This window comes from Micromonospora reichwaldensis, from assembly GCF_031845925.1.
GTDB classification, from domain to species: Bacteria; Actinomycetota; Actinomycetes; order Mycobacteriales; family Micromonosporaceae; genus Micromonospora; species Micromonospora reichwaldensis.
Genome location: NZ_JAVRFL010000046.1, coordinates 1 through 21,450, shown reverse-complemented (window position 1 = coordinate 21,450; position 21,450 = coordinate 1). Strand labels below are relative to the sequence as shown.

At 74.5% G+C, this 21,450-nt stretch carries 20 protein-coding genes and 2 pseudogenes; 7 read left to right on the top strand and 15 right to left on the bottom strand.

The window, feature by feature from the left end:
• Positions 1–3 precede the first annotated feature (3 nt).
• The 5 genes from pdxS to pgsA all read right to left on the bottom strand — a co-directional run bounded on the left by pdxS (position 4) and on the right by pgsA (position 4,428).
• On the bottom strand, positions 4–921 hold the full coding sequence (pdxS, locus tag RM555_RS27700; RefSeq protein WP_151456191.1) for a pyridoxal 5'-phosphate synthase lyase subunit PdxS: 918 nt from the start codon (positions 919–921) through the stop codon (positions 4–6).
• Positions 922–1,136: 215 nt separating this feature from the next.
• On the bottom strand, positions 1,137–1,640 hold the full coding sequence (locus tag RM555_RS27695) for a hypothetical protein (protein ID WP_311414473.1): 504 nt from the start codon (positions 1,638–1,640) through the stop codon (positions 1,137–1,139).
• Between the two features lie 3 nt (positions 1,641–1,643).
• Positions 1,644–2,804, bottom strand: coding sequence for a glycosyltransferase family 4 protein (locus tag RM555_RS27690; RefSeq protein ID WP_311414472.1), 1,161 nt, complete (start codon positions 2,802–2,804; stop codon positions 1,644–1,646).
• Between the two features lie 15 nt (positions 2,805–2,819).
• Positions 2,820–3,752, bottom strand: coding sequence for a phosphatidylinositol mannoside acyltransferase (locus RM555_RS27685; protein ID WP_311414471.1), 933 nt, complete (start codon positions 3,750–3,752; stop codon positions 2,820–2,822).
• A gap of 43 nt (positions 3,753–3,795) precedes the next feature.
• On the bottom strand, positions 3,796–4,428 hold the full coding sequence (gene pgsA / locus RM555_RS27680; RefSeq protein WP_101409171.1) for a phosphatidylinositol phosphate synthase: 633 nt from the start codon (positions 4,426–4,428) through the stop codon (positions 3,796–3,798).
• 252 nt (positions 4,429–4,680) lie between these two features.
• Between pgsA and RM555_RS27675 the strand changes: the two genes are divergently transcribed.
• A complete protein-coding gene (locus RM555_RS27675) occupies positions 4,681–6,843 on the top strand; it encodes an elongation factor G-like protein EF-G2 (protein WP_311414470.1) in 2,163 nt (720 codons plus the stop codon).
• 36 nt (positions 6,844–6,879) lie between these two features.
• On the opposite strand, the gene RM555_RS27670 is transcribed toward RM555_RS27675, so the two are convergent.
• Together RM555_RS27670 and RM555_RS27665 are read right to left on the bottom strand one after the other, a co-directional pair.
• The gene (locus RM555_RS27670) at positions 6,880–7,938 is read right to left on the bottom strand and encodes an aldo/keto reductase (protein ID WP_311414469.1); all 1,059 of its coding nucleotides are present in this window, start codon (positions 7,936–7,938) and stop codon (positions 6,880–6,882) included.
• 194 nt (positions 7,939–8,132) lie between these two features.
• A complete protein-coding gene (locus RM555_RS27665) occupies positions 8,133–8,645 on the bottom strand; it encodes an HIT family protein (RefSeq protein ID WP_199729380.1) in 513 nt (170 codons plus the stop codon).
• A gap of 224 nt (positions 8,646–8,869) precedes the next feature.
• Between RM555_RS27665 and RM555_RS27660 the strand changes: the two genes are divergently transcribed.
• The gene (locus RM555_RS27660; RefSeq protein WP_311414468.1) at positions 8,870–9,607 is read left to right on the top strand and encodes a D-Ala-D-Ala carboxypeptidase family metallohydrolase; all 738 of its coding nucleotides are present in this window, start codon (positions 8,870–8,872) and stop codon (positions 9,605–9,607) included.
• Positions 9,608–9,668: 61 nt separating this feature from the next.
• Here the strand turns inward: RM555_RS27660 and thrS are convergent, their stop codons facing one another.
• Positions 9,669–11,669 (bottom strand): threonine--tRNA ligase, encoded by a 2,001-nt coding sequence (gene thrS / locus RM555_RS27655; RefSeq protein ID WP_311414467.1) that lies wholly within the window; start codon positions 11,667–11,669, stop codon positions 9,669–9,671.
• A 275-nt stretch (positions 11,670–11,944) separates the two neighbouring features.
• Between thrS and RM555_RS27650 the strand changes: the two genes are divergently transcribed.
• Positions 11,945–12,850 carry a YcnI family protein gene (locus RM555_RS27650; RefSeq protein ID WP_311414466.1) on the top strand — a complete coding sequence of 302 codons (906 nt, stop codon included), beginning with the start codon at positions 11,945–11,947 and terminating at the stop codon, positions 12,848–12,850.
• Positions 12,851–12,925: 75 nt separating this feature from the next.
• Here the strand turns inward: RM555_RS27650 and RM555_RS27645 are convergent.
• Positions 12,926–13,837 (bottom strand): annotated as a pseudogene (locus RM555_RS27645) (ADP-ribosylglycohydrolase family protein); the annotation flags it as partial.
• Between the two features lie 74 nt (positions 13,838–13,911).
• On the opposite strand from RM555_RS27645, the gene RM555_RS27640 reads away from it, so the two are divergent.
• Both RM555_RS27640 and RM555_RS27635 read left to right on the top strand, forming a co-directional pair.
• Complete coding sequence (locus RM555_RS27640) at positions 13,912–14,601, top strand: response regulator transcription factor (RefSeq protein ID WP_089001050.1); 690 nt, start codon at positions 13,912–13,914, stop codon at positions 14,599–14,601.
• A gap of 29 nt (positions 14,602–14,630) precedes the next feature.
• The gene (locus RM555_RS27635) at positions 14,631–16,019 is read left to right on the top strand and encodes a HAMP domain-containing sensor histidine kinase (RefSeq protein WP_311414465.1); all 1,389 of its coding nucleotides are present in this window, start codon (positions 14,631–14,633) and stop codon (positions 16,017–16,019) included.
• A 239-nt stretch (positions 16,020–16,258) separates the two neighbouring features.
• Here RM555_RS27635 and RM555_RS27630 read toward each other — a convergent pair whose 3' ends face one another.
• Both RM555_RS27630 and RM555_RS27625 read right to left on the bottom strand, forming a co-directional pair.
• Positions 16,259–17,284 carry an adenosine deaminase gene (locus RM555_RS27630; protein WP_311414464.1) on the bottom strand — a complete coding sequence of 342 codons (1,026 nt, stop codon included), beginning with the start codon at positions 17,282–17,284 and terminating at the stop codon, positions 16,259–16,261.
• Positions 17,281–18,078, bottom strand: coding sequence for a class I SAM-dependent methyltransferase (locus RM555_RS27625; RefSeq protein ID WP_396888853.1), 798 nt, complete (start codon positions 18,076–18,078; stop codon positions 17,281–17,283). The genes RM555_RS27630 and RM555_RS27625 overlap by 4 nt, the downstream gene beginning before the upstream one ends.
• On the opposite strand from RM555_RS27625, the pseudogene RM555_RS27615 reads away from it, so the two are divergent.
• Both RM555_RS27615 and RM555_RS27610 read left to right on the top strand, forming a co-directional pair.
• Positions 17,962–19,146: pseudogene (locus RM555_RS27615) on the top strand (aldo/keto reductase); the annotation flags it as partial. The gene RM555_RS27625 and the pseudogene RM555_RS27615 sit on opposite strands and share 117 nt — an antisense overlap.
• 40 nt (positions 19,147–19,186) lie before the next feature.
• The gene (locus RM555_RS27610; RefSeq protein WP_151456903.1) at positions 19,187–19,381 is read left to right on the top strand and encodes a hypothetical protein; all 195 of its coding nucleotides are present in this window, start codon (positions 19,187–19,189) and stop codon (positions 19,379–19,381) included.
• Positions 19,382–19,577: 196 nt separating this feature from the next.
• On the opposite strand, the gene RM555_RS27605 is transcribed toward RM555_RS27610, so the two are convergent.
• From RM555_RS27605 to RM555_RS27590, 4 genes are all read right to left on the bottom strand, one after another.
• The gene (locus RM555_RS27605) at positions 19,578–19,781 is read right to left on the bottom strand and encodes a cold-shock protein (protein ID WP_007075740.1); all 204 of its coding nucleotides are present in this window, start codon (positions 19,779–19,781) and stop codon (positions 19,578–19,580) included.
• Positions 19,782–20,074: 293 nt separating this feature from the next.
• Positions 20,075–20,347 (bottom strand): DUF4235 domain-containing protein, encoded by a 273-nt coding sequence (locus RM555_RS27600; protein ID WP_089001055.1) that lies wholly within the window; start codon positions 20,345–20,347, stop codon positions 20,075–20,077.
• Positions 20,344–20,694, bottom strand: coding sequence for a DUF3618 domain-containing protein (locus RM555_RS27595; RefSeq protein ID WP_311414463.1), 351 nt, complete (start codon positions 20,692–20,694; stop codon positions 20,344–20,346). Before RM555_RS27595 ends, RM555_RS27600 begins: the two co-directional genes overlap by 4 nt.
• Positions 20,691–21,125: a phage holin family protein gene (locus RM555_RS27590; RefSeq protein WP_311414462.1), complete on the bottom strand. Its 435-nt coding sequence runs from the start codon at positions 21,123–21,125 to the stop codon at positions 20,691–20,693. Before RM555_RS27590 ends, RM555_RS27595 begins: the two co-directional genes overlap by 4 nt.
• Positions 21,126–21,450: the final 325 nt, after the last annotated feature.

Sequence of the window (21,450 nt, the reverse complement as noted above, 5' to 3'; positions counted from 1 at the left end):
AGCTCACCAGCCGCGCTCGGCCAGGCGGTGCGGCTGCGGGATCTCGTCGACGTTGATGCCGACCATCGCCTCGCCCAGGCCCCGGGAGACCTTGGCCAGCACGTCCGGGTCGTCGTGGAAGGTGGTGGCCTTGACGATCGCGGCGGCGCGCTGCGCGGGGTTGCCGGACTTGAAGATGCCGGAGCCGACGAAGACGCCCTCGGCACCGAGCTGCATCATCATCGCGGCGTCGGCCGGAGTGGCGATCCCACCGGCGGTGAAGAGCACCACCGGCAGCTTGCCGCTCTCGGCGACCTCCTTGACCAGCTCGTACGGCGCCTGGAGCTCCTTGGCGGCCACGAACAGCTCGTCGGTCGGCAGCGAGCTCAGCCGGCGGATCTCCTGGCGGATCTTGCGCATGTGGGTCGTGGCGTTGGAGACGTCACCGGTGCCGGCCTCGCCCTTGGAGCGGATCATGGCCGCGCCCTCGGTGATCCGGCGGAGGGCCTCGCCGAGGTTGGTCGCCCCGCAGACGAAGGGGACGGTGAAGGCCCACTTGTCGATGTGGTTCGCGAAGTCGGCCGGGGTCAGCACCTCGGACTCGTCGACGTAGTCGACGCCGAGCGACTGGAGGATCTGGGCCTCCACGAAGTGACCGATCCGGGCCTTGGCCATGACCGGGATGGAGACGGCGTTGATGATGCCGTCGATCATGTCGGGGTCGCTCATCCGGGACACCCCGCCCTGGGCGCGGATGTCGGCCGGCACCCGCTCGAGCGCCATCACCGCGACGGCGCCGGCGTCCTCGGCGATCTTGGCCTGCTCGGCGTTGACCACGTCCATGATCACGCCGCCCTTGAGCATCTCGGCCATGCCGCGCTTGACGCGGGCGGTGCCGGTGACGGGGCTGGCGCTAGCGTTCTGGGCAGTGGTTTCGGGCACGGGTCATCGCTCCTCGAACATGCTCGGGGGGTGGCTGCGGAAATGCTACGACGGCTCCAACGCCGATCCGACAGCCAATCAGACCCACGGTGGCCTGCACTGTGGCAGCCATCACCGCCCCCGCGTGGTTCCTCACCGCCCGTCCCGCTGCTCCCGGATGCGAAGTCCGTCCCCTCCCCGCCCGCGATGCTCCCGTGCGGGGACGCCCGCTGGGGTCAGGTGGCGGGGACGTCAGCCGGGACGGTGAGGGTGGGGTCGTCGATGTCGAAGTAGGTCGGCCAGGGGCGTCGGCGCCCCATCCGCAACAGGCGCACCAGCGGGCGGCCCCGCGCCGCGCGGGCGTCGCGGACCAGGTCGGTGTGCACCTGACGGGCCAGGGCGAGCCGCCGGCTGGCGCCGATCACCGCCTCGCAGCCCGGATCCGCCGGGTCCAGCTCCACCGCCCGCAACTGGCGGGTGAGGTCGTTCTCGGCGGCCTCCCGCTCGTCGGGCTCGGCGTCCAGCGCGATCCGCGCCGCCGCGTACAGCTCGACGCCGTAGCGGCGCTCGGCCAGGACCGCGGCGGCCGCCGCCCGGCGCAGCAGGTGGGCCTCCAGGGCGCGGGCCGCCAGCTCCGCCCGCGCGTGCAGCCGGCCGACCCGCCCGGCGGTCCAGACGAGGTACGCCGCCACCAGCCCGACGACCAGGGCCGCGAGCACCACCCACCACACGCCCGACATCGTCTAGTCCAGCCCCACCCATTCGGTGTCCATGACCCGCCCGTCGGTGGCCTCGATCGCCGCCGCGTACACCTCCAGCACCCGCCGGGCGACCACGGGCCAGTCGAAGGTGGCCACCACCTGGTCACCGCAGGCGGTCAGCGCGGCCCGGGCGCCGGGATCGTCGAGCAGGTCGGCGAGGGCGGTACGCAGCGCGGCCGGGTCCCCGGTCGGGAAGAGCCGGCCCGCCCGGCCGCCGTCGAGCACGCGGCGGAACGCGTCGAGGTCGCTGGCGACGACGGTCGTGCCCGCCGCGAGCGCCTCGGTGAGGATCATGCCGAAGGACTCGCCGCCGGTGTTCGGCGCCACGTAGAGGTGCACGCTGCGCAGCATCCGCGCCTTGTCCTCCTCGGAGACCAGCCCGAGGAAGGTCACCCGGTCCCGCAGGTCGGCCGGGAACCGGCCGAACAGGTCGTCCGCGTCGCCGGGCCCGGCCACCAGCAGCCGCAGGCCGGGCCGTTGCCGGGCCAGCTCGACGAAGGCGTCGCGCAGGATCGGGAAGCCCTTGCGTGCCTCGGTGAACCGGCCGAGGAACCCGATCGCCCCGTCGCGGCCCGGCGGGCACTCCCCCGGCCAGCCCGGCAGGGGCTGCGCGTGGCTGAACTTCGCGACGGCCACCCCGTTGGGGATCTCCACGGCCCCGCCGTCCATGTGCTCGACCTGCACCTTGCGCGCCAGGGCGCTCACCGCGATCCGGGCGGTGATCCGCTCCAGCACGATCTGGAGCACGCCCTGCGCGGCGGCCAGCGCCCGCGACCGGGTCATCGCGGTGTGGAAGGTCGCCACCACCGGGCCACGGGCGGAGAGCACGGCCAGCAGCGACAGGCTCAGGGTCAGCGGCTCGTGCACGTGCAGCACGTCGAACTCGCCCCGGATGATCCACCGCCGCACCCGCGCGGTGGAGACCGGGCCGAAGGCGATACGGGCCACCGAGCCGTTGTACGGCAGGGGCAGGGCCCGTCCCGCCGGCACCACGTACGGCGGCAGCGGGGAGTCCTCGTCGGCCGGGGCGAGCACGCTCACCTCGTGCCCGAGCCCGATCAGCGCCTCGGCGAGGTCCATGACGTGGTTCTGCACCCCACCGGGCACGTCGAAGGAGTACGGGCACACGATGCCGATGCGCACGTGCAAACGCCTCCCTTACGCCTGTCCGGCGGCCGGGGAGGGCAGGGCCGCGTCGCCGCCCCTGCCATGCTGGTCCAGCCACATCTGCTGCAACATGTGCCAGTCTTCCGGATGCCGGGCGATGCCCGCCGCCAGACCGTCGGCGATCCGCTGGGTCAGCGACCGGACCCGCTGGTCGAGCGGGCCCTCCTCCGGGCCGGGCAGCGGCAGCGGTCCCTCGATGGAGGCGCACGCCGCGTCCGCCTCGTACCACATCGAGGCGACGTAGAGCGGCGCTCCGGTGCGCAGCGCGAGCAGGGCCGGGCCCGGGGGCATCCGGGTGCGGTGGCCGAAGAACTCGACCTCCACGCCCCGCGCGGAGAGGTCCCGGTCGGCCAGCAGGGGCACCACCGTGCCGGCCCGGACCCGGTCGACCAGCACGTCGAAGGCGTTCCGCTCGCCGCCGTGGGTGGGCAGGATCTCCATGCCCAGGCTCCGGCGGAAGGCGAGGAAGCGCTGGTAGACGCCCTCGGGCTTGAGCCGCTCCGCGACGGTGGTGATCGGCCAGCCCGTCGCCGCGACCCAGGCGCCGGCGGCGTCCCAGTTGCCGGCGTGCGGCAGCGCCACCACCGCGCCCCGGCCGGCCGCCACGTCGGCGGCGAGCTTCTCCTCGCCGTCGAGCCGGAAACCGGCCAGGATCGCCGCCCGGCTGAGCGCGGGCAGCCGGAACGCCTCCAGCCAGTACCGGGCGTACGAGCGCAGGCCACGACGGACCAGCTCGTCGAGCTCGGCCTCCGGCAGGTCGGGGCCGACCACCCGGCGCAGGTTCGCGCGCAGTCGGGTCGTACCCCCGCCGCCGCGACGGTGGGCGCGGTCGGCGCCCGCCCGGAACGCCGCCGCCCCGACGGACCGGGGCAGCGCGCGGATCACGCGCCACCCGGCGACGTAGCCGAGCTCGGTGAGGTTCACCGGCGCCGGCCCTCCGGCCCCGGCCGACCGGCGGATGTCGCGCTCACCCCTGCCCGCCCGGGGTGTGCACCCGCTGGGCCTGGCGGTAGACGTGCGCCATGCGCTGGCCCACGGTGAAGATCGACACGGCGGCGAGCAGCCAGAGCGCGATCTCCAGCGCGGGCTTGACGTTGAAGCCGGTGAGCAGCCCGCCGACGCCGACGATGAGCAGCCGCTCGGTGCGCTCGGCGATGCCCACGTTGCAGGTCATGCCGAGCCCCTCGGCGCGGGCCTTGACGTAGGAGACCAGCCCGCCGGCGGCCAGGCAGAGCAGCGCGGCGGCGACGCCCGAGTACTGGTGCTGGGTGGCCAGCCAGTACGCCACCGCGCCGAAGACGGCGCTGTCGGCGACCCGGTCCATGCTCGAATCGAGGAACGCCCCGAACTTCGTCGAGCCCCCGCTCATCCGGGCCATCGTCCCGTCGAGCAGGTCGGTGAGCGCGAAGAAGGTGACTATCAGGGCCCCGGCGACCAGATGACCGCGGGCACCGAAGCCGAGCGCGCCGACGAGCACCCCGAGGGTGCCCGCCACGGTGACCGCGTTGGGAGTTACGCCCGCTCGGAGCAGGCGGCGTGCGACCGGCTCGACGACGCGGGTCATCCCCGCGCGGGCCGACACTTGGAAGATCTTCGCCATGGCGGTCCCACGATAACGGTCCGCGTAGCAGCAGTGGTACGGCCGGTCAGGCGACCCGCGGGGACGGAGCCTTGTGCCGACCCCGGATCGGGTGTGAGATCGGGGCAGGGAAGTGAGCCAGCTCACCCACCCGCCCGTTGATTACCCGCACACCGGCACCACACCGGAGGATGTCGCCGCGGAACCCGACCGGGCCGCTTCCCCGTCGCGCGCGGCGGTCGCCACCAACCACGGCTGAGGGAGGTGCGCCCCATGGCGCAGAAGAGTCAGGAGAAGGGGGCCGCCGGCGGCGCGCCGGTGGTGACCGAGCCCGGCAGGATCCGCAACGTGGTGCTCGTCGGGCACTCCGGGGCGGGCAAGACGACCCTGGTCGAGGCGCTGCTCGCGGCGAGCGGCACGATCGGCCGGGCCGGCGACGTCGCCGACGGCACCACCGTCTGCGACCACGACCCGGCAGCCGTACGCCAGCAGCGCTCGGTGAGCCTGGCCTGCGCCCCGCTGCTGCACGGCGGGATCAAGGTCAACCTGCTCGACACCCCCGGCTACGCCGACTTCGTGGGCGAGCTGCGGGCAGGTCTGCGGGCCGCCGACGCGGCGCTGTTCGTGGTCTCCGCCGTCGACGGGATGGACGCCGCCACCGCCGCCCTCTGGGAGGAGTGCGCGGCGGTCGACATGCCCCGGGCGGTGGCCGTGGCCCGGCTGGACCACCCGCGCGCCGACTTCGACGAGGCCGTGGCGCTGTGCCAGCGGGTCTTCGGCGACAACGTGCTCCCGCTCTACCTGCCGATGCTCGGCGACGACGGGATCTCCACCGTCGGCCTGCTCGGCCTGATCACCCGCCGGGTCTTCGACTACACCGCCGGCCTGCCGGCCGAGGTACGCGAGCCGGACCCGCAGCACCTGCCCGCCATCGTCGAGTCCCGCGACGAGCTGATCGAGGGGATCATCGCCGAGAGCGAGGACGAGTCCCTGATGGACCGCTACCTCGACGGGGAGGAGATCGGCACCGACGTGCTCGTCGACGACCTGGAGAAGGCGGTCGCCCGCGGCCACTTCTACCCGGTGGTGCCGGTCTGCGCCGAGACCGGCGTGGGGCTGGACGCGCTGCTGGAGGTGCTCACCGCCGGCTTCCCCTCGCCGCTGGAGCACGAGCTGCCGGCGGTCGCCGGGGTGGACGGCTCCCCCCGGCCGCCGCTGACCTGCGACCCGGACGGCCCGCTGGTCGCCGAGGTGGTCAAGACGACCGTGGACCGGCACGTCGGCCGGGTCTCCCTGGTCCGGGTCTTCTCCGGCACCCTGCGTCCCGAGCAGACCGTGCACGTCTCCGGGCACGGCATGGCCGAGCGCGGCCACCCCGACCACGACGCCGACGAGCGGGTCGGCCACATCTACACGCCGCTGGGCGCGAGCCTGCGCGAGGTGGGCGTCTGCGTGGCCGGCGACATCTGCGCGATCACCAAGTCGGGCAGCGCGGAGACCGGCGACACCGTCTCCGCCAAGGACGACCCGCTGCTGATCGCCCCCTGGGAGATGCCCGAGCCGCTGCTGCCGGTGGCCGTCGTGGCCCGCAGCCGCGCCGACGAGGACGCCCTCGCGCGCAACCTGGCCCGCCTGGTCGCCGGCGACCCCACCATGCGGCTGGAGCGCAACCCGGAGACCCACCAGCTGGTGCTCTGGTGCATGGGTGAGGCGCACGCCGACGTGGTGCTGGAGCGCCTGCGCGCCGGCGGGGTGGAGCTGGACACCGAGCCCGTCCGGGTCGCGCTGCGCGAGACGCTGACCGTCGCGGCGAAGGGGCACGGCCGGCACGTCAAGCAGTCCGGCGGCCACGGCCAGTACGCCGTCTGCGACATCGAGGTCGAGCCGCTGCCGCCCGGCGCCGGATTCGAGTTCGTCGACCGGGTGGTCGGCGGGGCGGTGCCGCACAACTACGTCCCCTCCGTCGAGAAGGGCGTCCGCGCCCAGATGGAACGCGGCCTGGTCGCCGGCCACCCGGTGGTGGACCTGCGGGTGACCCTCGTCGACGGGAAGGCGCACAGCGTCGACTCCTCCGACGCGGCCTTCCAGACCGCCGGCGCCCTCGCCCTGCGCGACGCCGCCGGGAAGGGGCAGCCGGCGCTGCTGGAGCCGATCGACGAGGTGGCGGTCCGGGTGCCCGACTCCTCGGTGGGCGCGGTGCTGGGCGACCTGTCCGGCCGGCGCGGCCGGGTGCTCGGCACCGAGGCCGACCCCGAGGCCGAGGGGCGCACCGTGGTCCGCGCCGAGGTACCCGCCACCGAGCTGCTCCGCTACGCGGTCGAGCTGCGCTCCATGACGTCGGGCACCGGCACGTTCCGCCGCCACTTCGTCCGCTACGACCCGATGCCCGCCCACCTGGCCGACCAACTGCGCAAGGAACACCCCGCCCACCCCTGAGCACCGGCGGGCAACCGGTCCCCGGCCGGGGACGGGTCAGGGGCGGGCGGTGGGGGGCAGGGGGCTCGGCCGGTAGGGGCGGTCGGCGTCGCGGAGGGCGGCCGAGCGCAGCGCGGCCAACTGGCGCTCCACCTCGGCGAACTGGTCGGCCGGCAGCGGACCCCGGCGCAGGGCTCCGGCGTTCTCCTCCACCTGGGCCACGGTGCGGCAGCCGGGGATCGGGACGGTGCGCTCGCTGCGCGCCCAGAGCCACCCGAGCGCGCCCTGGGCGAGGGTACGCCCGTCAGCGGTCAACGCCGCCCGCACGGCGGTGACGCGGCGCAGCCACTCCGGCGCCGGCCGGCCGCCCCGGAACCACTCCAGCCAACCGGGGGCGACCCCGCGCACGTCGTCGCGGGGCAGCGTGGAGCCGGCCGTGTACTTGCCGGAGAGCAGGCCCATGCCCAGCGGTCCCCGGTTGACGCTGGCGAGGTCGTACTTGTCGCAGACGGCGAGCAGTTCGGGGGCGTCCCGGAGCACCGACAGCGTGTGCTGCACGGCGGTGGCGTGCCGGGCGTCCCGCCCGAACGCCGCGGCCCGGTCGGGGCGGTCGGTGCTCCAGCCGTACGCCCGGATCAGCCCTTCGGCGACCAGGTCCTCCAGGGTGCCGACGAGCGCCTCGGCCCGCGGCACCGGCAGGTCCGCCAGGTGCAGCTGGTAGAGGTCGATCCGGTCGGTGCCCAACCGGCGCAGCGAGTGCGCGACGGCCCGCCGCAGGTACGCCGGGGACGGGTCCTCGCCGGTGGCCTGGCGGGTGGCCTCGTCGAAGGTCCAGCCCCACTTGGTGGCGATCACGGCCTCGTCGCGCCGGCCGGCGAGGGCCCGGCCGAGCACCCGCTCGCCGTGCCCGGCCCCGTAGGTGTCGGCGGTGTCGAAGAGCGTCACGCCGAGGTCGAGCGCGTGCCGGATCGCGCGGACCGACTCGTCGTCGTCGACGGCGCCCCAGCCCAGCGGCTGGCTGCCCTCGGCCCAGGGGCCGCCGATCGCCCAGCACCCCATGCCGAGGGCGCTGACCTCGATGCCGCTGCGGCCCAACGTCCGCGTCGTCACTGCCATCGACAGATCGTGCCACCTCGCGCCCGGCCTGGGACAGGAAGTCCACCGACGACACGACCGCCCGCAGCCGTCGACCGGCCCGGACTCTTCTCGGGGGTGTCGATCGGTGCGGGAGCGGGGCCGGCGGGCGGGGAGGGGCCCCGGCAGGCGGAGCCGCACACCGTCACGGACCGCCGGAAAGAGCGAGGGTCGGTCTAGGTCGGCCAGGCCCTGGTGAACAGGTCGCGGGTGTCGGTGAGCAGTTGCGGCAGGACCTTCGTCTGCCCGATCACGGGCATGAAGTTGGCGTCGCCGCCCCAGCGGGGCACCACGTGCTGGTGCAGGTGCGCGGCGATGCCCGCGCCGGCCACGCCGCCCTGGTTCATGCCCAGGTTGAACCCGTGCGCGTTGCTCACCTTGCGCACCACCCGCATGGCGGTCTGGGTGAACGCCGCCAGTTCGGTGGTCTCGGCCAAGTCCAGCTCGGTGTAGTCGGCCACGTGCCGGTAGGGGCAGACCAGCAGGTGCCCGGGGTTGTAGGGATAGAGGTTGAGCACCGCGAACACGTGCTCGCCCCGGGCCACCACCAGGCTCTCCTCCGGCGCCAGCCCCGGGGCCCGGCAGAACGGGCAGCCGGCGGGCCGCTCGTAGCCGCCCTCGGGCCGGTCCTCCCCGGAGATGTAGGTCATCCGGTGCGGAGTCCAGAGCCGCTCCAGGCCGTCGGCCATGCCGCTGTCCATGTGCCGTTCCACCCCAGTCACGCCACCGATCCTACGTTCCCGGCGACGGTCGCTCCGGACGCCGTACGCCGGTCCGCGCCCGCCCCCGACGCCCCCCTGGGGCCCGGATCGCGTTCAGGGGGACGGATAGGGGGTGAAGGTTCTTGACGAACTGATGAACGTGAATGAAGAATCCATCCACACACATCATCCCCTGTCGATGGGAGCCCATCGTGAGAACCGCATTCCGCCGCTTTGGCCGGGCGCTCGCCGCCTGCGCGCTCGCCGCCTCCACCGCCCTCGTGGGCGTGGTGGCGACCAGCAGCCCCGCGCAGGCGGACGGCTGCTACACCTGGGGACGCACCCTGGCGCAGGGGGCGGCCGGCGAGGACGTCCGGCAGCTGCAGATCCGGCTCGCCGGCTACCCCGGCTACAACGCGGTGCTCGGCCTCGACGGGGCGTTCGGCCCGGCCACCCGGTCCGCCGTGATCCGCTTCCAGCAGGCGTACGGCCTGAGCGCCGACGGCGTGGCCGGCCCGCAGACCTTCAACACTCTCTACGCGCTCCAGGACGACGACTGCACCCCGGTCAACTTCACCTACGCCGAGCTGAACCGGTGCAACAGCACCTGGTCCGGCGGCGCGGTCTCCGCGAGCACCGCCCGGTTCAACGCGCTGGTGTCGATGTGGAAGCTCCAGGCCATGCGCAAGGCCCTCGGCAGCGTGTCGATCAACATCAGCAGCGGCTTCCGCAGCTACTCCTGCAACAGCGCGGTCGGCGGCGCCTCCAACAGCCGGCACCTCTACGGCGACGGCGTCGACCTGGTCGGGTCGCCCTCGTTCTGCCGCCTCGCCCAGCAGGCCCGCTACCACGGCTTCGGCAACATCCTCGGCCCCGGCTACCCGGGCCACAACGACCACACCCACGTCGGGGCGGTCGGCGGCTGGTCCGCGCCGAGCTGCGGGATCTGACACCTGACGACCCCATGACGAAGGCCCCCCGCGTCGCGGGGGGCCTTCGGTGCGTCGCGGGTCAGGCGGCGGACGGGCCGACGTTGGTGCGGGAGCCGACCACGTCGAGCACGTGGGCCACGGCGTCGGCGACCGGCACGCCGTTGCGCTGCGAGCCGTCCCGGTAGCGGAACGAGACGGTGCCGGCCGCCACGTCGTCGTCGCCGGCGATCACCATGAACGGGACCTTCTGCTGCTGGGCGGTGCGGATCTTCTTCTGCATCCGGTCGTCGCCCGCGTCGACCTGGGCGCGGACGCCCTCGGCGCGCAGCGCGGCGACGAAGCCGTGCAGGTAGTCGGTGTGGTCCTCGCGGATCGGGATGCCGACCACCTGCACCGGGGCCAGCCACGCCGGGAACGCGCCCGCGTAGTGCTCGGTGAGCACCCCGAAGAAGCGCTCGATCGAGCCGAAGAGCGCCCGGTGGATCATCACCGGCCGCTGCCGGGTCCCGTCGGCGGCCTGGTACTCCAGCCCGAAGCGCTCCGGCAGGTTGAAGTCGACCTGGATGGTGGACATCTGCCAGGTCCGGCCGATGGCGTCCTTGGCCTGCACCGAGATCTTCGGGCCGTAGAAGGCCGCGCCACCCGGGTCGGGCACCAGGTCCAGCCCGGACTCCTCGGCGGCGGAGCGCAGGGCCTCGGTGGCCCGCTCCCAGTTCTCGTCGGTGCCGACCGACTTCTCCGGGTTGCGGGTGGACAGTTCCAGGTAGAAGTCGTCCAGGCCGTAGTCACGCAGCAGTTCGAGCACGAAGACGAGCAGCGACTTCAGCTCGCCCGCCATCTGCTCCTCGGTGCAGAAGATGTGCGCGTCGTCCTGGGTCATGCCGCGTACCCGGGTCAGGCCGTGCACCACGCCGGACTTCTCGTAGCGGTAGACCGTGCCGAACTCGAACATCCGCAGCGGCAGCTCGCGGTAGGACCGCCCCCGGGACCGGAAGATCAGGTCGTGCATCGGGCAGTTCATCGGCTTGAGGTAGTAGCTCGCGCCATCGACCTCCATGGGCGGGAACATGCCGTCGGCATACCAGTCCAGGTGCCCGGAGACCTCGTACAGGTGGCCCTTGGTGATGTGCGGGGTGTTGACGAAGGCGTAGCCGGCCTGCTCGTGCTTGATGCGCGAGTAGTTCTCCATCTCCCGGCGGATGATGCCGCCCTTGGGGTGGAAGACCGCCAGGCCCGAACCCAGCTCGTCGGGGAAGCTGAACAGGTCCAGGTCCACGCCGAGCTTGCGGTGGTCGCGCCGCGCGGCCTCCTCCAGCAGCTTCAGGTACGCCTTCAGCTCGTCCCGGGTCGGCCAGGCGGTGCCGTAGACCCGCTGGAGCTGCGGGTTCCTCTCCGACCCGCGCCAGTACGCGGCGGCCGAGCGCATCAGCTTGAACGCGCCGATCAGCCGGGTGTTCGGCAGGTGCGGGCCGCGGCACAGGTCCGACCAGCAGACCTTGTCCTCGTTGGCGGCGAGGTTGTCGTAGATGGTCAGCTCGCCGCCGCCCACCTCCATCACCTCGGAGGTGTCCAGCCCCTCGCCCTTGACGTCGATGAGCTCCAGCTTGAACGGCTCGGCGGCCAGCTCGGCCTTCGCCTCGTCGAGGCTGCCGAAGCGCCGGCGGCGGAACCGCTGGCCGGACTTGACGATCTCCTGCATCCGCTTCTCGAGCTTGCCGAGGTCGTCCGGCTGGAACGGCTTGTCGACGGCGAAGTCGTAGTAGAAGCCGTTCTCGATGGGCGGGCCGATGCCGAGCTTGGCCTCCGGGAAGACGTCCTGCACGGCCTGGGCGAGCACGTGCGCGCAGGAGTGCCGCAGCACGTCGAGCCCGTCCGGCGAGTCGAGGCTGACCGGCTCGACCTCGGTGTCGGCCTGCGGGGCCCAGTCCAGGTCGCGCAGCTGGCCCTGCGGGTCGCGGACCACCACGATCGCCTTCGGGCCGGACGCGGGCAGACCGGCCGCGGCCACCGCGTCGGCCGCCGTGGTCCCGGCGGCGACGACGACGGGGTCGGCCACGGCGGGGGTACGGGGTGCGGACACGGTGACTCCTCCAGCAGACGGCACGGATGACGCCGAACGTTCGGCTCCTGCGATGCTATCGGTCGCCCCCGCCGGCACGGTCGCCGACGCCACCGCCCCCAGGGTCCGTGGGACGGGCGCCGCCCCGCCGGCACCCCGGGACGGGCCGGGCGCGCCGGGTCCGGCCGGCGTCCTGAGCCCTGCGTTGAACCTTTGCGTCCCCGGATCCGAACTACCGGATGTGGCCGGAACCGGTGCCGGCCCCGTGGAGACGGATGGGACCGACGATGGCGACGATGCACGGTGTGCGGCCCGAGTCCCGGCGCCGGGCCGCGACGGTGGCCGCCCTGGCGGCGGCCGGGGTGCTGACCTGGCCCGCCCCGGCGTACGCGGCCGACGTGACGACCAGCCCGACGCAGGCGCGGCAGGGCGGTTCGGTGAAGCTGGAGTTCGTGGTGCCCGACGAACTGCCGGGCGCCCGCGCCGAGCGGATCGAGATCCGGCTGCCGGCCGACGCCCCGATCGCCGAGGTCTATCCGATGTCGGTGCCCGGCTGGGCGCCCCGGATCACCTCCCGCAGGCTCGACCAGCCGGTCGCCGGCATCCACTCGTCCCGGGTCGACGAGGTGACCAGCGCGGTGACCTGGGTCCGGATGCCCGGCACGGCTCCCGGCCCGGCCCGGCTCACCCTGTCGATGGGGCCGTTGCCGCAGACCGACCGGCTCGCCTTCGAGGTGCTGCGCACGTACGCCGACGGCACGGTGGTGCGCTGGGCCGGGCCGACCGGGGCTCGCCGGGCGCCGGCGCTCACCCTGCTGCCGGCGGCCCCCGGCGCGGCGGCCGGGCACGGCGGTCACGGCGCCGCCCCGGCGGCCGGTGCGCCGGTTGGCGGGGCGGGCGACGTCCCGGCCACGGGGGCCCGGGCGGCGGGTGGGCCGGCGGCGGGCGACGCCCCGGCGGCGAGGGCCCGGGCGGCCGGTGTGCCGGCGGCCAGCGACGCCCCGGGCGGCGGCGGGAACGCGGACGGGATGCTGGCCGCCGGGCTGCTCGCCGGCCTCGGCGGGGGCGCGGCGATCGGCTGGCTGGTCAGCCGCTGGCGCCGCCGCGAGCCGGCCGAGCCGGTCGACCTGTCGGTGCTGCGGGAGGACCCGACGGCCCGGACCGACCCGGACGGGCCCGGGCCGGCCGCCGCCGGGGCGTAGTCGCCGGGCAGGCCGGTCGCCGCCCGCTGAGCGGGGCGGGCGGCGGGCCGTGGACCGGGGCGGCGGTCGGCCGGCCCAGTCCGGCAGGGGCTCGCGGGCGGCCAGCCAGTCGGTCGGCACCCCGCCCGGCGTGCCGACGCCGGTGTGCGCGGCCACCACCGCCCCGACGATGGCGGCGGTGGTGTCGACGTCCCCGCCGGCCTCGACGCACGCGCGGACCGCCGCCGGGTAGTCGTCCAGGTGCACGGCGGCCGCCCAGCAGGTGAAGGCGACGGTGTCCTGGGCGGTGACCCGGGAGCCGTTGCCGAGCACGTCGGCGGCCTCGGCGACCGAACGGTCGAGCAGCCCGGCGGCCCGGCGTACGCCCCGGTGCACCTCCGTGGCCGGGTCCAGCGCGGCGGTGACGCCGGCCAGCAGCCGCTCCGGGGCGGGCCGGTGGCCGTCGAGGCGGGCGCGGGCGGCCAGCGACGCGGCCACCGCCACCGCGACCGCGCCGGCGACGCCTTCCGGGTGCGCGTGGGTCACCTCCGCCGACGCCCGGGCCTGCGCCGCCGCCCGCGCGGTGGAGTCGGCGTACCACGCGCCCAGCGGGCCGACCCGCATCGCCGCGCCGTTGCCGCAGGAGCCCTGGCCGTCGAAGGCCGAGGCGGCCGCCACCGGCCACGGCGTGCCGGTGCGGATCAGCCGCAGGATGGTCACCGCGCCCGGCCCGTACCCCCGGTAGGGCTCGCAGCGCTCGGCGAAGGCCGCGGCGAGCGCGTCCCGGTCGATCCGGCCGGTCTCGGCCAGGGCGGCGACCACCGAGCAGGCCATCTCGGTGTCGTCGGTCCACTGCCACGGCGGTGGGGGCAGCTTCCCGGCGGCCAGGTCGGCCGGATGCCGGCCGGGAACGAAGAACTGTGAGCCGAGCGCGTCGCCCACCGACAGGCCGGCGAGCGAGTCCCGGGCCAGCGCGAGGCGGGTGTCGGGAAAGAGCGTGAAGGACATCGTTGTACCAGCTTGCCCTTCTGCGGCGTGCGCCGCAAACGCGATCGACTTGCCACCGCGAGTACGGTCTTGCTGTGGCCACCGTGCTCCTGGTCGAAGACGATCACGTCGTACGCGGCGCGATGCTGCGATCCCTCGCCGACCGGGGGCACGCCGTGCACGCCGTCGGCACGGCGCTGGACGCGCTGCGCCGGGTGGCGGCCGAGACCCCCGACCTCGTCGTGCTCGACCTCGGGCTGCCCGACCTCGACGGCTCGGACGCGCTGCGCATGCTGCGGGGCATCACCGACGTGCCGATCATCATCGCCACCGCCCGCGACGACGAGCAGTCCGTGGTGCGGCTGCTGCGCGCCGGGGCCGACGACTACATGGTCAAGCCGTTCACCGGCGCGCACCTCGACGCGCGGATCACCACCGTGCTGCGCCGGGCCGGGCGGGCCAGCCGCACGGTGCAGCCGGCCGTACACAGCGTCGGCGGGCTGCGGGTGGACGTCGGCGAGCGCAGCGCCCACCTCGACGGCGAGCCGCTGGCGCTGACCCGCAAGGAATTCGACCTGCTGGCCTATCTCGCCGCACGGCCGGGCCGGGTAGTGTCCCGCCGGGAGCTTCTGGAGGAGGTATGGCGGCAGCCATCGGTCGGCGAGGACCAGACCATCGACGTTCACCTGTACTGGCTGCGCCGCAAAATGGGCGAGTCCGCGGCGAAGCCGCGCTACCTGCGCACCGTGCGGGGGGTCGGCTTCCGGCTGGTGGCGCCGGACTGAGGCCGTCGCTGGCCCTGCTCACGGCCGGCATGTGCGCCCTGGTCGCGCTCGCGTTCCTCGTCCCGCTCGCCCTCGGTCTCGCCGACCGGGCGCGCGAGGAGGCCATCGCGGACGCCGCCCGGCGCAGCGCGCTGGTGACCGGCGCGCTCGCCGTCAGCACCGACCCCGCCGTGGTGCAGCGCGTCGTGGCGGCCAGCGGCGACGACCCGGCCACCCGGCCGGTCGTGCACGGGCTCGGGGTGGACGAGCCGGCGGGCCGGGCCGACGCCGGAAGCCTCGAGCGCGCGCGGGCCGAGCGGCGTTCCGTGGTCGTCGACGTCGAGGGCGGCGTGCTCCGGCTGGACCCGGTCGTGCTCGGCGACACCACGGCCGTGGTCGAGGTCTTCGTGCCCGAGTCGGAGCTGGCCGGCAACAGCCGGTGGCTGCTGCTGCTCGGGGTGGCCGCCGCCCTGGTGGGCGCGGCGGTGCTGGTGGTGGACCGGGTCGCCGCCCGCGCGGTCGACTCGGCCCGGGGCCTGGTCCGTGCGGCGCTCGCGATCGGCGACGGCGACCAGGGCGTACGCGTCGACCCGAGCGGCCCGCGGGAGCTGGCCGAGGCCGGGCACGCCTTCAACCGGATGGCCGACCGGCTGGACGCCGCCCGCACCGACGAGCGGGAGCTGGTCGCCGACCTGTCGCACCGGCTGCGCACCCCGCTGACGGTGCTGCGGCTCGACGCGGAGGCGCTGGAGTCCGACGACACCAGCGTGGGCTCGTTCAGCGAGGCGGAACTGGACCGGCGGCGCGGCATCCGCCGGATCCGGCAGGCGATCGTCACCCTCGAGGGCGAGATCGACGTGCTGATCAAGACCACCCGCAAGGCAATCGCGCACGAGGCCGGGCCGGCGATGTGCGACGTCAGCGAGGTCGTACGGGACCGGATGGTGTTCTGGGCCGCCCTGGCCGGCGACCAGAACCGGCCGCACCGGGTCAGCGGCGCCCAGCTGCGCATCCCGGCACCGGTGCCCCGGGCCGAGCTGGCCGCCGCGCTGGACGCGGTGATCGGCAACGTCTTCCGGTACACCCCGCAGGGCACCGCGTTCGAGGTGGCGGTCTCGCGCCGCGACGGATACGTGGCCATCCGGATCGACGACGCCGGCCCGGGGATCGCCCACCCGGACCGGGCGCTGCGCCGGGGCACCAGCGACCAGGGCTCGACGGGGCTGGGGCTGGACATCGCCAAGCGGGTGGCGTTGCAGGCGAACGGCTCGGTCAGCATCGACCGGGCCCGGCTGGGCGGGGCGAGCGTGGTGATGCTGCTCGCCGACCCGGAGGCGACGCCCCGGCAGGTCAGCCGGTTCGGTCTGGTCGGCCGGATGGCCCGGGAGCAGAAGACCGGCAGCCGCCGCTGGCCCCGCCAGCGGCCCACCGACGACTGAGCCGCGGCCCGGCCGGGCGCCCCGGTCCGGCGGCCGGTTGTGGGGCGGCGCAAGTCTTCCTTAGATCGTGGTTAACCGTGGTGCCCGAGCGGGCCGGCGCTGACAGGATCGAATCCGAACCCATCAGTTCCACCGGTCAATGCCTCGGGGCACCCCACCGGCCGGTGGAGCCGGGCGCGCGGCGGGAGACTCTGGTCCCCCCACACCTCCTCCCGCCGCGCGCCGCCCCCTCTCCGCGCTCAGCCGGTGGCGGCGGCCAGGTGGGCGTCGATCTCGGCGGTGATCCGCCGCTTGCCGGCCGGGTCCAGGAACGAGGCGGTCACCGCGTCGCGGGCCAGCGCCGCCAGCCCCTCCGGGCCCACGTCGAGCAGCCGGGCCGCGACGGCGTACTCCTCGTCGAGGGTGGTGCCGAACATCGGCGGGTCGTCGGAGTTGATGGTGACCAGCAAGCCGGCCTCGACCAACTGCCGCAGCGGGTGCTCCTCGATGCTGGCGACCGCGCGGGTACGCACGTTGGAGGTCGGGCAGACCTCCATGCCGATGCGGTGCTCGGCGAGGTAGGCCAGCAGCTCCGGGTCCCGCGCGGCGGAGATGCCGTGCCCGATCCGCTCCGCGCCGAGGTCGCGCAGCGCGTCCCAGACCGTCTGCGGGCCGGTGGTCTCGCCGGCGTGCGGCACCGAGCGCAACCCGGCCGCCCGGGCCCGGTCGAAGTACGGCTTGAACTGCGGCCGGGGCACCCCGATCTCGGGGCCGCCGAGGCCGAAGCTGATCAGCCCGTCCGGGCGCTCCTCGAGCGAGATGCGCAGCGTCTCCTCGGCCGCCGGCAGGCCGGCCTCGCCGGGGATGTCGAAGCACCAGCGCAGCTCGATGCCGAAGTCCGCCTCGGCCCGCTTGCGGGCGTCCTCGATCGCCTCGCAGAAGGCGGGCGCGGGGATCCCCCGGTGCACGTGCGAGTAGGGCGTGACCGTCAGCTCGGCGTAGCGGACCTGCTGGCGGGCCAGCTCGCGGGCGACCTCGTGGGTGAGCAGCCAGACGTCCTCGGGGTCGCGGATGAGGTCCACGACGCTCAGGTAGACCTCGATGAAGTGCGCGAAGTCGCGGAAGGCGAAGTAGTCGGCGAGCGCGGCCGGGTCGGCGGGCACGGGGCTGCGGCCCTCGTGGCGGGCGGCCAGCTCGGCGACGATCCGGGGCGAGGCGGAGCCGACGTGGTGCACGTGCAGCTCCACCTTGGGCAGTCCGGCGATGAAGGTTTGCAGGTCGGTCACTGGTTCTCCTCTGCGCGGGCGCCGGTGCGGGCGACGAAGAAGACGCGGCGGAACGGGAAGTGCACCTGAGCGTGCCGCACCGGATACGCCTCGGCGAGTCGTACGCCCAGCTCGGCCCGGAAGTCGGCCCAGCCGGCGGCGTCCAGGGCCGCGCGGACCGGCCGGAGCGCGGTCCCCTCCAGCCAGCTCAGCACGGGGTGGTCCGCGTCGACGCGGGCCGGCAGCAGGTGCACGTAGGTAGTCTCCCAGGCGTCCACCGCGCAGCCGGCACCGGTCAGCAGCCCGGCGTAGCCGACGGCGGTGTCGTCGGCCGGGGGCCGGCGCAGCAGCGGGGCGACGTCGGCACGCCACGCCGGACGGTCGGCGACCTCGCGCAGCGCCCGGTGCGAGGGGGCGTCGAAGTTGCCCGGCACCTGCACGGCCAGCCAGGCGCCGGCGGGCAGTTCCCGGGCCCAGCGGGTGAGCAGCTCCCGGTGGCCGGGCACCCACTGGAGCACGGCGTTGCTGATCACGACGTCCACGTCGGATTCCGGGTGCCAGTGCCGGACATCGCCGACGAGCGCTCCCGGCCCTTCCACGACCTGCTCGCCCGAGTCCCGGCCGAGCGCCCGCGCGCGGTGGTCGACCTCGGCTGCGGCCCGGGCAACCTGACCGCCACCCTCGCCGCGCGGTGGCCGGACAGCCGGATCGCCGGCCTCGACTCCTCGCCGGAGATGATCGCGGAGGCCGTCGGCAGCGCCTCCGGAGTCTCCTTCGCCGTCGGCGTAGCGCAGGTACGTCGTCGGATCCCACATCGCCGCCTCCCAAACCGTACGTCCGTCTTGTTTACCGTACGGCCCGCCGCGCGACCGGACAAGCCGATCACTAGGCTCAGTCCCATGGAGCAGCGCACCTTCCCCCTGCTGGGGCGGCGCGTCGGGGTGATCGGGCTGGGCGCCTGGCAGCTCGGCGCGGACTGGGGCACGGTCAGCGAGGCCGACGCCACCGCCGTGCTGACCGCCGCCGTCGAGTCGGGGGTCACCTTCCTCGACACGGCGGACGTCTACGGCGACGGGCGCAGCGAGCAGCTCATCGGGCGGTTCCTGCGCAGCCGGCCCGACGCCGGGCTGACCGTGGCCACGAAGATGGGCCGCCGCGTCGCGCAGACGCCCGAGGCGTACACCCTGGCGCACTTCCGCGGGTGGACCGACCGGTCCCGGCGCAACCTCGGCACGGACACCCTCGACCTGGTGCAGCTGCACTGCCCGCCCACCGCCGTCTTCGCCGACGACGCCGTCTTCGACGCGCTGGACACCCTGGTCGCCGAGGAACGCGTCGCCGGCTACGGGGTCAGCGTGGAGACCTGCGAGCAGGCGCTCACCGCCATCGCCCGGCCGGGGGTGGCCAGCGTCCAGATCATCCTCAACGCCCTGCGGCACAAGCCCCTCGACCGGGTGCTCCCGGCCGCTGCCGCCGCCGGGGTCGGCGTCGTCGCCCGCGTCCCGCTGGCCAGCGGGCTGCTCTCCGGCCGGTACGACGAACACACCACCTTCGCCGCCGACGACCACCGCACCTACAACCGGCACGGCGAGGCGTTCGACGTGGGCGAGACCTTCTCCGGTGTCGACTTCGCGCTGGGCCTGGCCGCCGTGCGCCGGCTGGCGCCGCTGGTCGGCGACGGGCGCACGATGGCCCAGTTCGCGCTGCGCTGGGTCGTCGACCAGCCCGGCGTCACCGTGGTCATCCCCGGCGCCCGCGACGCCACCCAGGCCCGGGGCAACGCCGCCGTGGCCGGCCAGGCCCCGCTCTCCGGACGGGAGCTGACGGCGGTGGCGGAGGTCTACGACGAACTGGTCCGTCCGCGGGTGCACGACCGGTGGTGAGTCGGGCGGCCCGGACGGGGATCGACGGAGGGAAGACGCGATGAAGGGCTGGCTGCCGCTCACCCTCGGCCTGCTCGCCGTGGTCGGCGGTGCGGTGTGGACGGTGCAGGGCCTCGGCTACGTCGAGGGCAGCGTGATGACCGACCAGCGGATCTGGGCCGTGCTGGGGCCCGTCGTCGTCCTGGCCGGGCTGGTCGCGCTCTGGTTCGGGCTGCACGCCCGCAAGCGGCGCTGAGCGTTGTCCGCCACTCGCCTCTCCCGGTGGGCGGCCAGTTGGCGAGCGACAGGCCGGGCGCCGGCAGCTCGCGTACCGGCTGCGGGGGCGGTCCCCGTGAACGCGGAAAGCCCCGCATCCCGGGCGGGATACGGGGCTTCGCTGTGATCCGGGCGCCGGATCACCGCACTGGCCGGCGGCTGCCGACCGGCACTGCTCAGATGGGGCGGACCTGCTCGGCCTGCGGACCCTTCTGACCCTGGGCGATCTCGAACTCCACCCGCTGGTTCTCCTCCAGCGTGCGGTAGCCGCTGGTCTGGATGGCCGAGAAGTGGACGAACACGTCAGCACCCCCGCCGTCGACGGTGATGAAGCCGAAGCCCTTGTCTGCGTTGAACCACTTCACGGTTCCCTGCGCCATGTGTATCTCCTTCTAAAACTGGCGGCCGAGCACGCCGTGCGGCCGATTGGCCGTTTTCGAGCAGCGGTGCCTGAGGCGGCCCCCACGAAGGAGACTTCGCTCAACCCACGCCATCTCTCAACAGCGTGGAACAGCAAACCACGTAGCGAAAACTCTGCACAGAGTACCGGACGAAATTCTTCGACATGTGACCTGACGGGTGCCGAAGATCCGCTGGGTGGGCCCTTGCACCCGTGCGAAAAGACCCCCGCACCAGCACGCCGGTACGGGGATCCTTTTCGTCGTTGTCCGCCTCAGTCCGGCCAACTTCCGGTGAACCGGCGTACGCCCACCGCGCCACCCCGGTCGACGGCGGCCCGGACGACCGCGAAGATGGCGCCCTGCAACGCCGCCGCCGCCAGGACCTCGCCCCAGCCGCGGTCCTCGTCGGTGGCGCTGGGCGCCTCGCCGTCGCCCGCCGTCATCTTCCACACCTGCCGGAAGATCGCGCCCGCGACCGTTCCGGCGGCGATGCCCATCAGCACGCCGACCGGCTTGTACGCGGCCTTCCCGATACCCCTGCTCACCGCTGCCTCCCCCGCACGATCACCAACACGATCACGGCCGCCACCGCGCCCGCCGCGAGGGCGACGAACGGCGTCGGGTTACGCCGTACGACGGCGCCCTTCTCCTGCGCCTGCTCCCGCGCGAGCTGCGCCTTCTGCGCCGCCTGCCCGCGCACCCGGGCCACGGTCTGCGCCGTCTGGTCCCGCACCCGCTCCTTCGCCTGGTCGGCGGAGGATCTCAGCCGCGCCTTGACGTCGGCCTTGGCCGCCAGCGCCTCCATCGTCTCGCCCAGCTCGACCCGGGTCCGCCGGATCTCCTCCCGCAGCGCCTCGGTGTCGCCGGTGCCCCGGCCGTTGCCCGTCGTCATGCCCGTCCCCTGTCCTTCACGGCGGCGGCGACCGTGTCCACGTCCGCCCGGACGCTACGGACCGCGGCCTGCGGCACCGGCGGGACCGCCTGGCTGACCTGCTTCTTGCCCACCAGGGCCAGGACCCCGGCCATCGCGAAGAGCACCACCGCGACGATCAGGGCCGCCGCCCAGGCCGGAAGCACCAGGTCGAGCAGCAGGATCGCGGTGGCGACCAGGGCACCCAGGCCGTAGAGCGCCAGCGCCCCGCCGCCGCCGAAGAGACCGATGCCGATACCGGCGTGCTTGCCCTTCTGGGTCAGCTCCGCCCGGGCCAGGGCCAGTTCGTCGCGGACCAGGCGGGAAACCTGCTCCGTGGCCCGCTGCACCAGCTCGGCGGTGGACGGCTCGCTCCCGGTACGGGATGTGCGGGTGTTCGCCACGTCAGCCATGCTGTCCTCCTTTCATCATCACCGCGCTGTATGCCCGGAGTCGCCGCCCGTCAATCCTTCGCCCGGCAGCCGTTGAGCCCGGACCGCCGCGTCCCCGAGCCGCCGCACGGCGCGGAAGAAGGTGCAGAAGCGTCGCGCAGCAGGTCCCCGCCAAACGCCCGGTCAAACTTCCCGAGCCTGCGCACTCCGCCCGGCCGCCCCACGAGGCACAACCCCGCCCACACCTCCAACGCCCCCGCCCCCCACAGGTCACGCCCCACCCCACCCCACCCCGCGCCCCCACCCCACCCCGCGCCCCCGCCCCGCCCACCGCTGGGGTCGCTCA

Excerpts from the sequence above, each read along its gene's own strand:
- RM555_RS27665 (WP_199729380.1), bottom strand. The coding sequence starts at position 8,645 with ATGGCCGACGGCCTGGAGCGGCTCTGGACTCCGCACCGGATGACCTAC.
- RM555_RS27695 (WP_311414473.1), bottom strand. The coding sequence starts at position 1,640 with ATGTCGGGCGTGTGGTGGGTGGTGCTCGCGGCCCTGGTCGTCGGGCTG.
- RM555_RS27625 (WP_396888853.1), bottom strand. The coding sequence starts at position 18,078 with ATGTGGGATCCGACGACGTACCTGCGCTACGCCGACGGCGAAGGAGAC.
- RM555_RS27670 (WP_311414469.1), bottom strand. The coding sequence starts at position 7,938 with ATGGCAGTGACGACGCGGACGTTGGGCCGCAGCGGCATCGAGGTCAGC.
- pgsA (WP_101409171.1), bottom strand. The coding sequence starts at position 4,428 with ATGGCGAAGATCTTCCAAGTGTCGGCCCGCGCGGGGATGACCCGCGTC.
- RM555_RS27635 (WP_311414465.1), top strand. The coding sequence starts at position 14,631 with ATGTGCGCCCTGGTCGCGCTCGCGTTCCTCGTCCCGCTCGCCCTCGGT.
- RM555_RS27675 (WP_311414470.1), top strand. The coding sequence starts at position 4,681 with ATGGCGCAGAAGAGTCAGGAGAAGGGGGCCGCCGGCGGCGCGCCGGTG.
- RM555_RS27610 (WP_151456903.1), top strand. The coding sequence starts at position 19,187 with ATGAAGGGCTGGCTGCCGCTCACCCTCGGCCTGCTCGCCGTGGTCGGC.
- RM555_RS27605 (WP_007075740.1), bottom strand. The coding sequence starts at position 19,781 with ATGGCGCAGGGAACCGTGAAGTGGTTCAACGCAGACAAGGGCTTCGGC.
- RM555_RS27590 (WP_311414462.1), bottom strand. The coding sequence starts at position 21,125 with ATGGCTGACGTGGCGAACACCCGCACATCCCGTACCGGGAGCGAGCCG.
- RM555_RS27595 (WP_311414463.1), bottom strand. The coding sequence starts at position 20,694 with ATGACGACGGGCAACGGCCGGGGCACCGGCGACACCGAGGCGCTGCGG.
- RM555_RS27650 (WP_311414466.1), top strand. The coding sequence starts at position 11,945 with ATGCACGGTGTGCGGCCCGAGTCCCGGCGCCGGGCCGCGACGGTGGCC.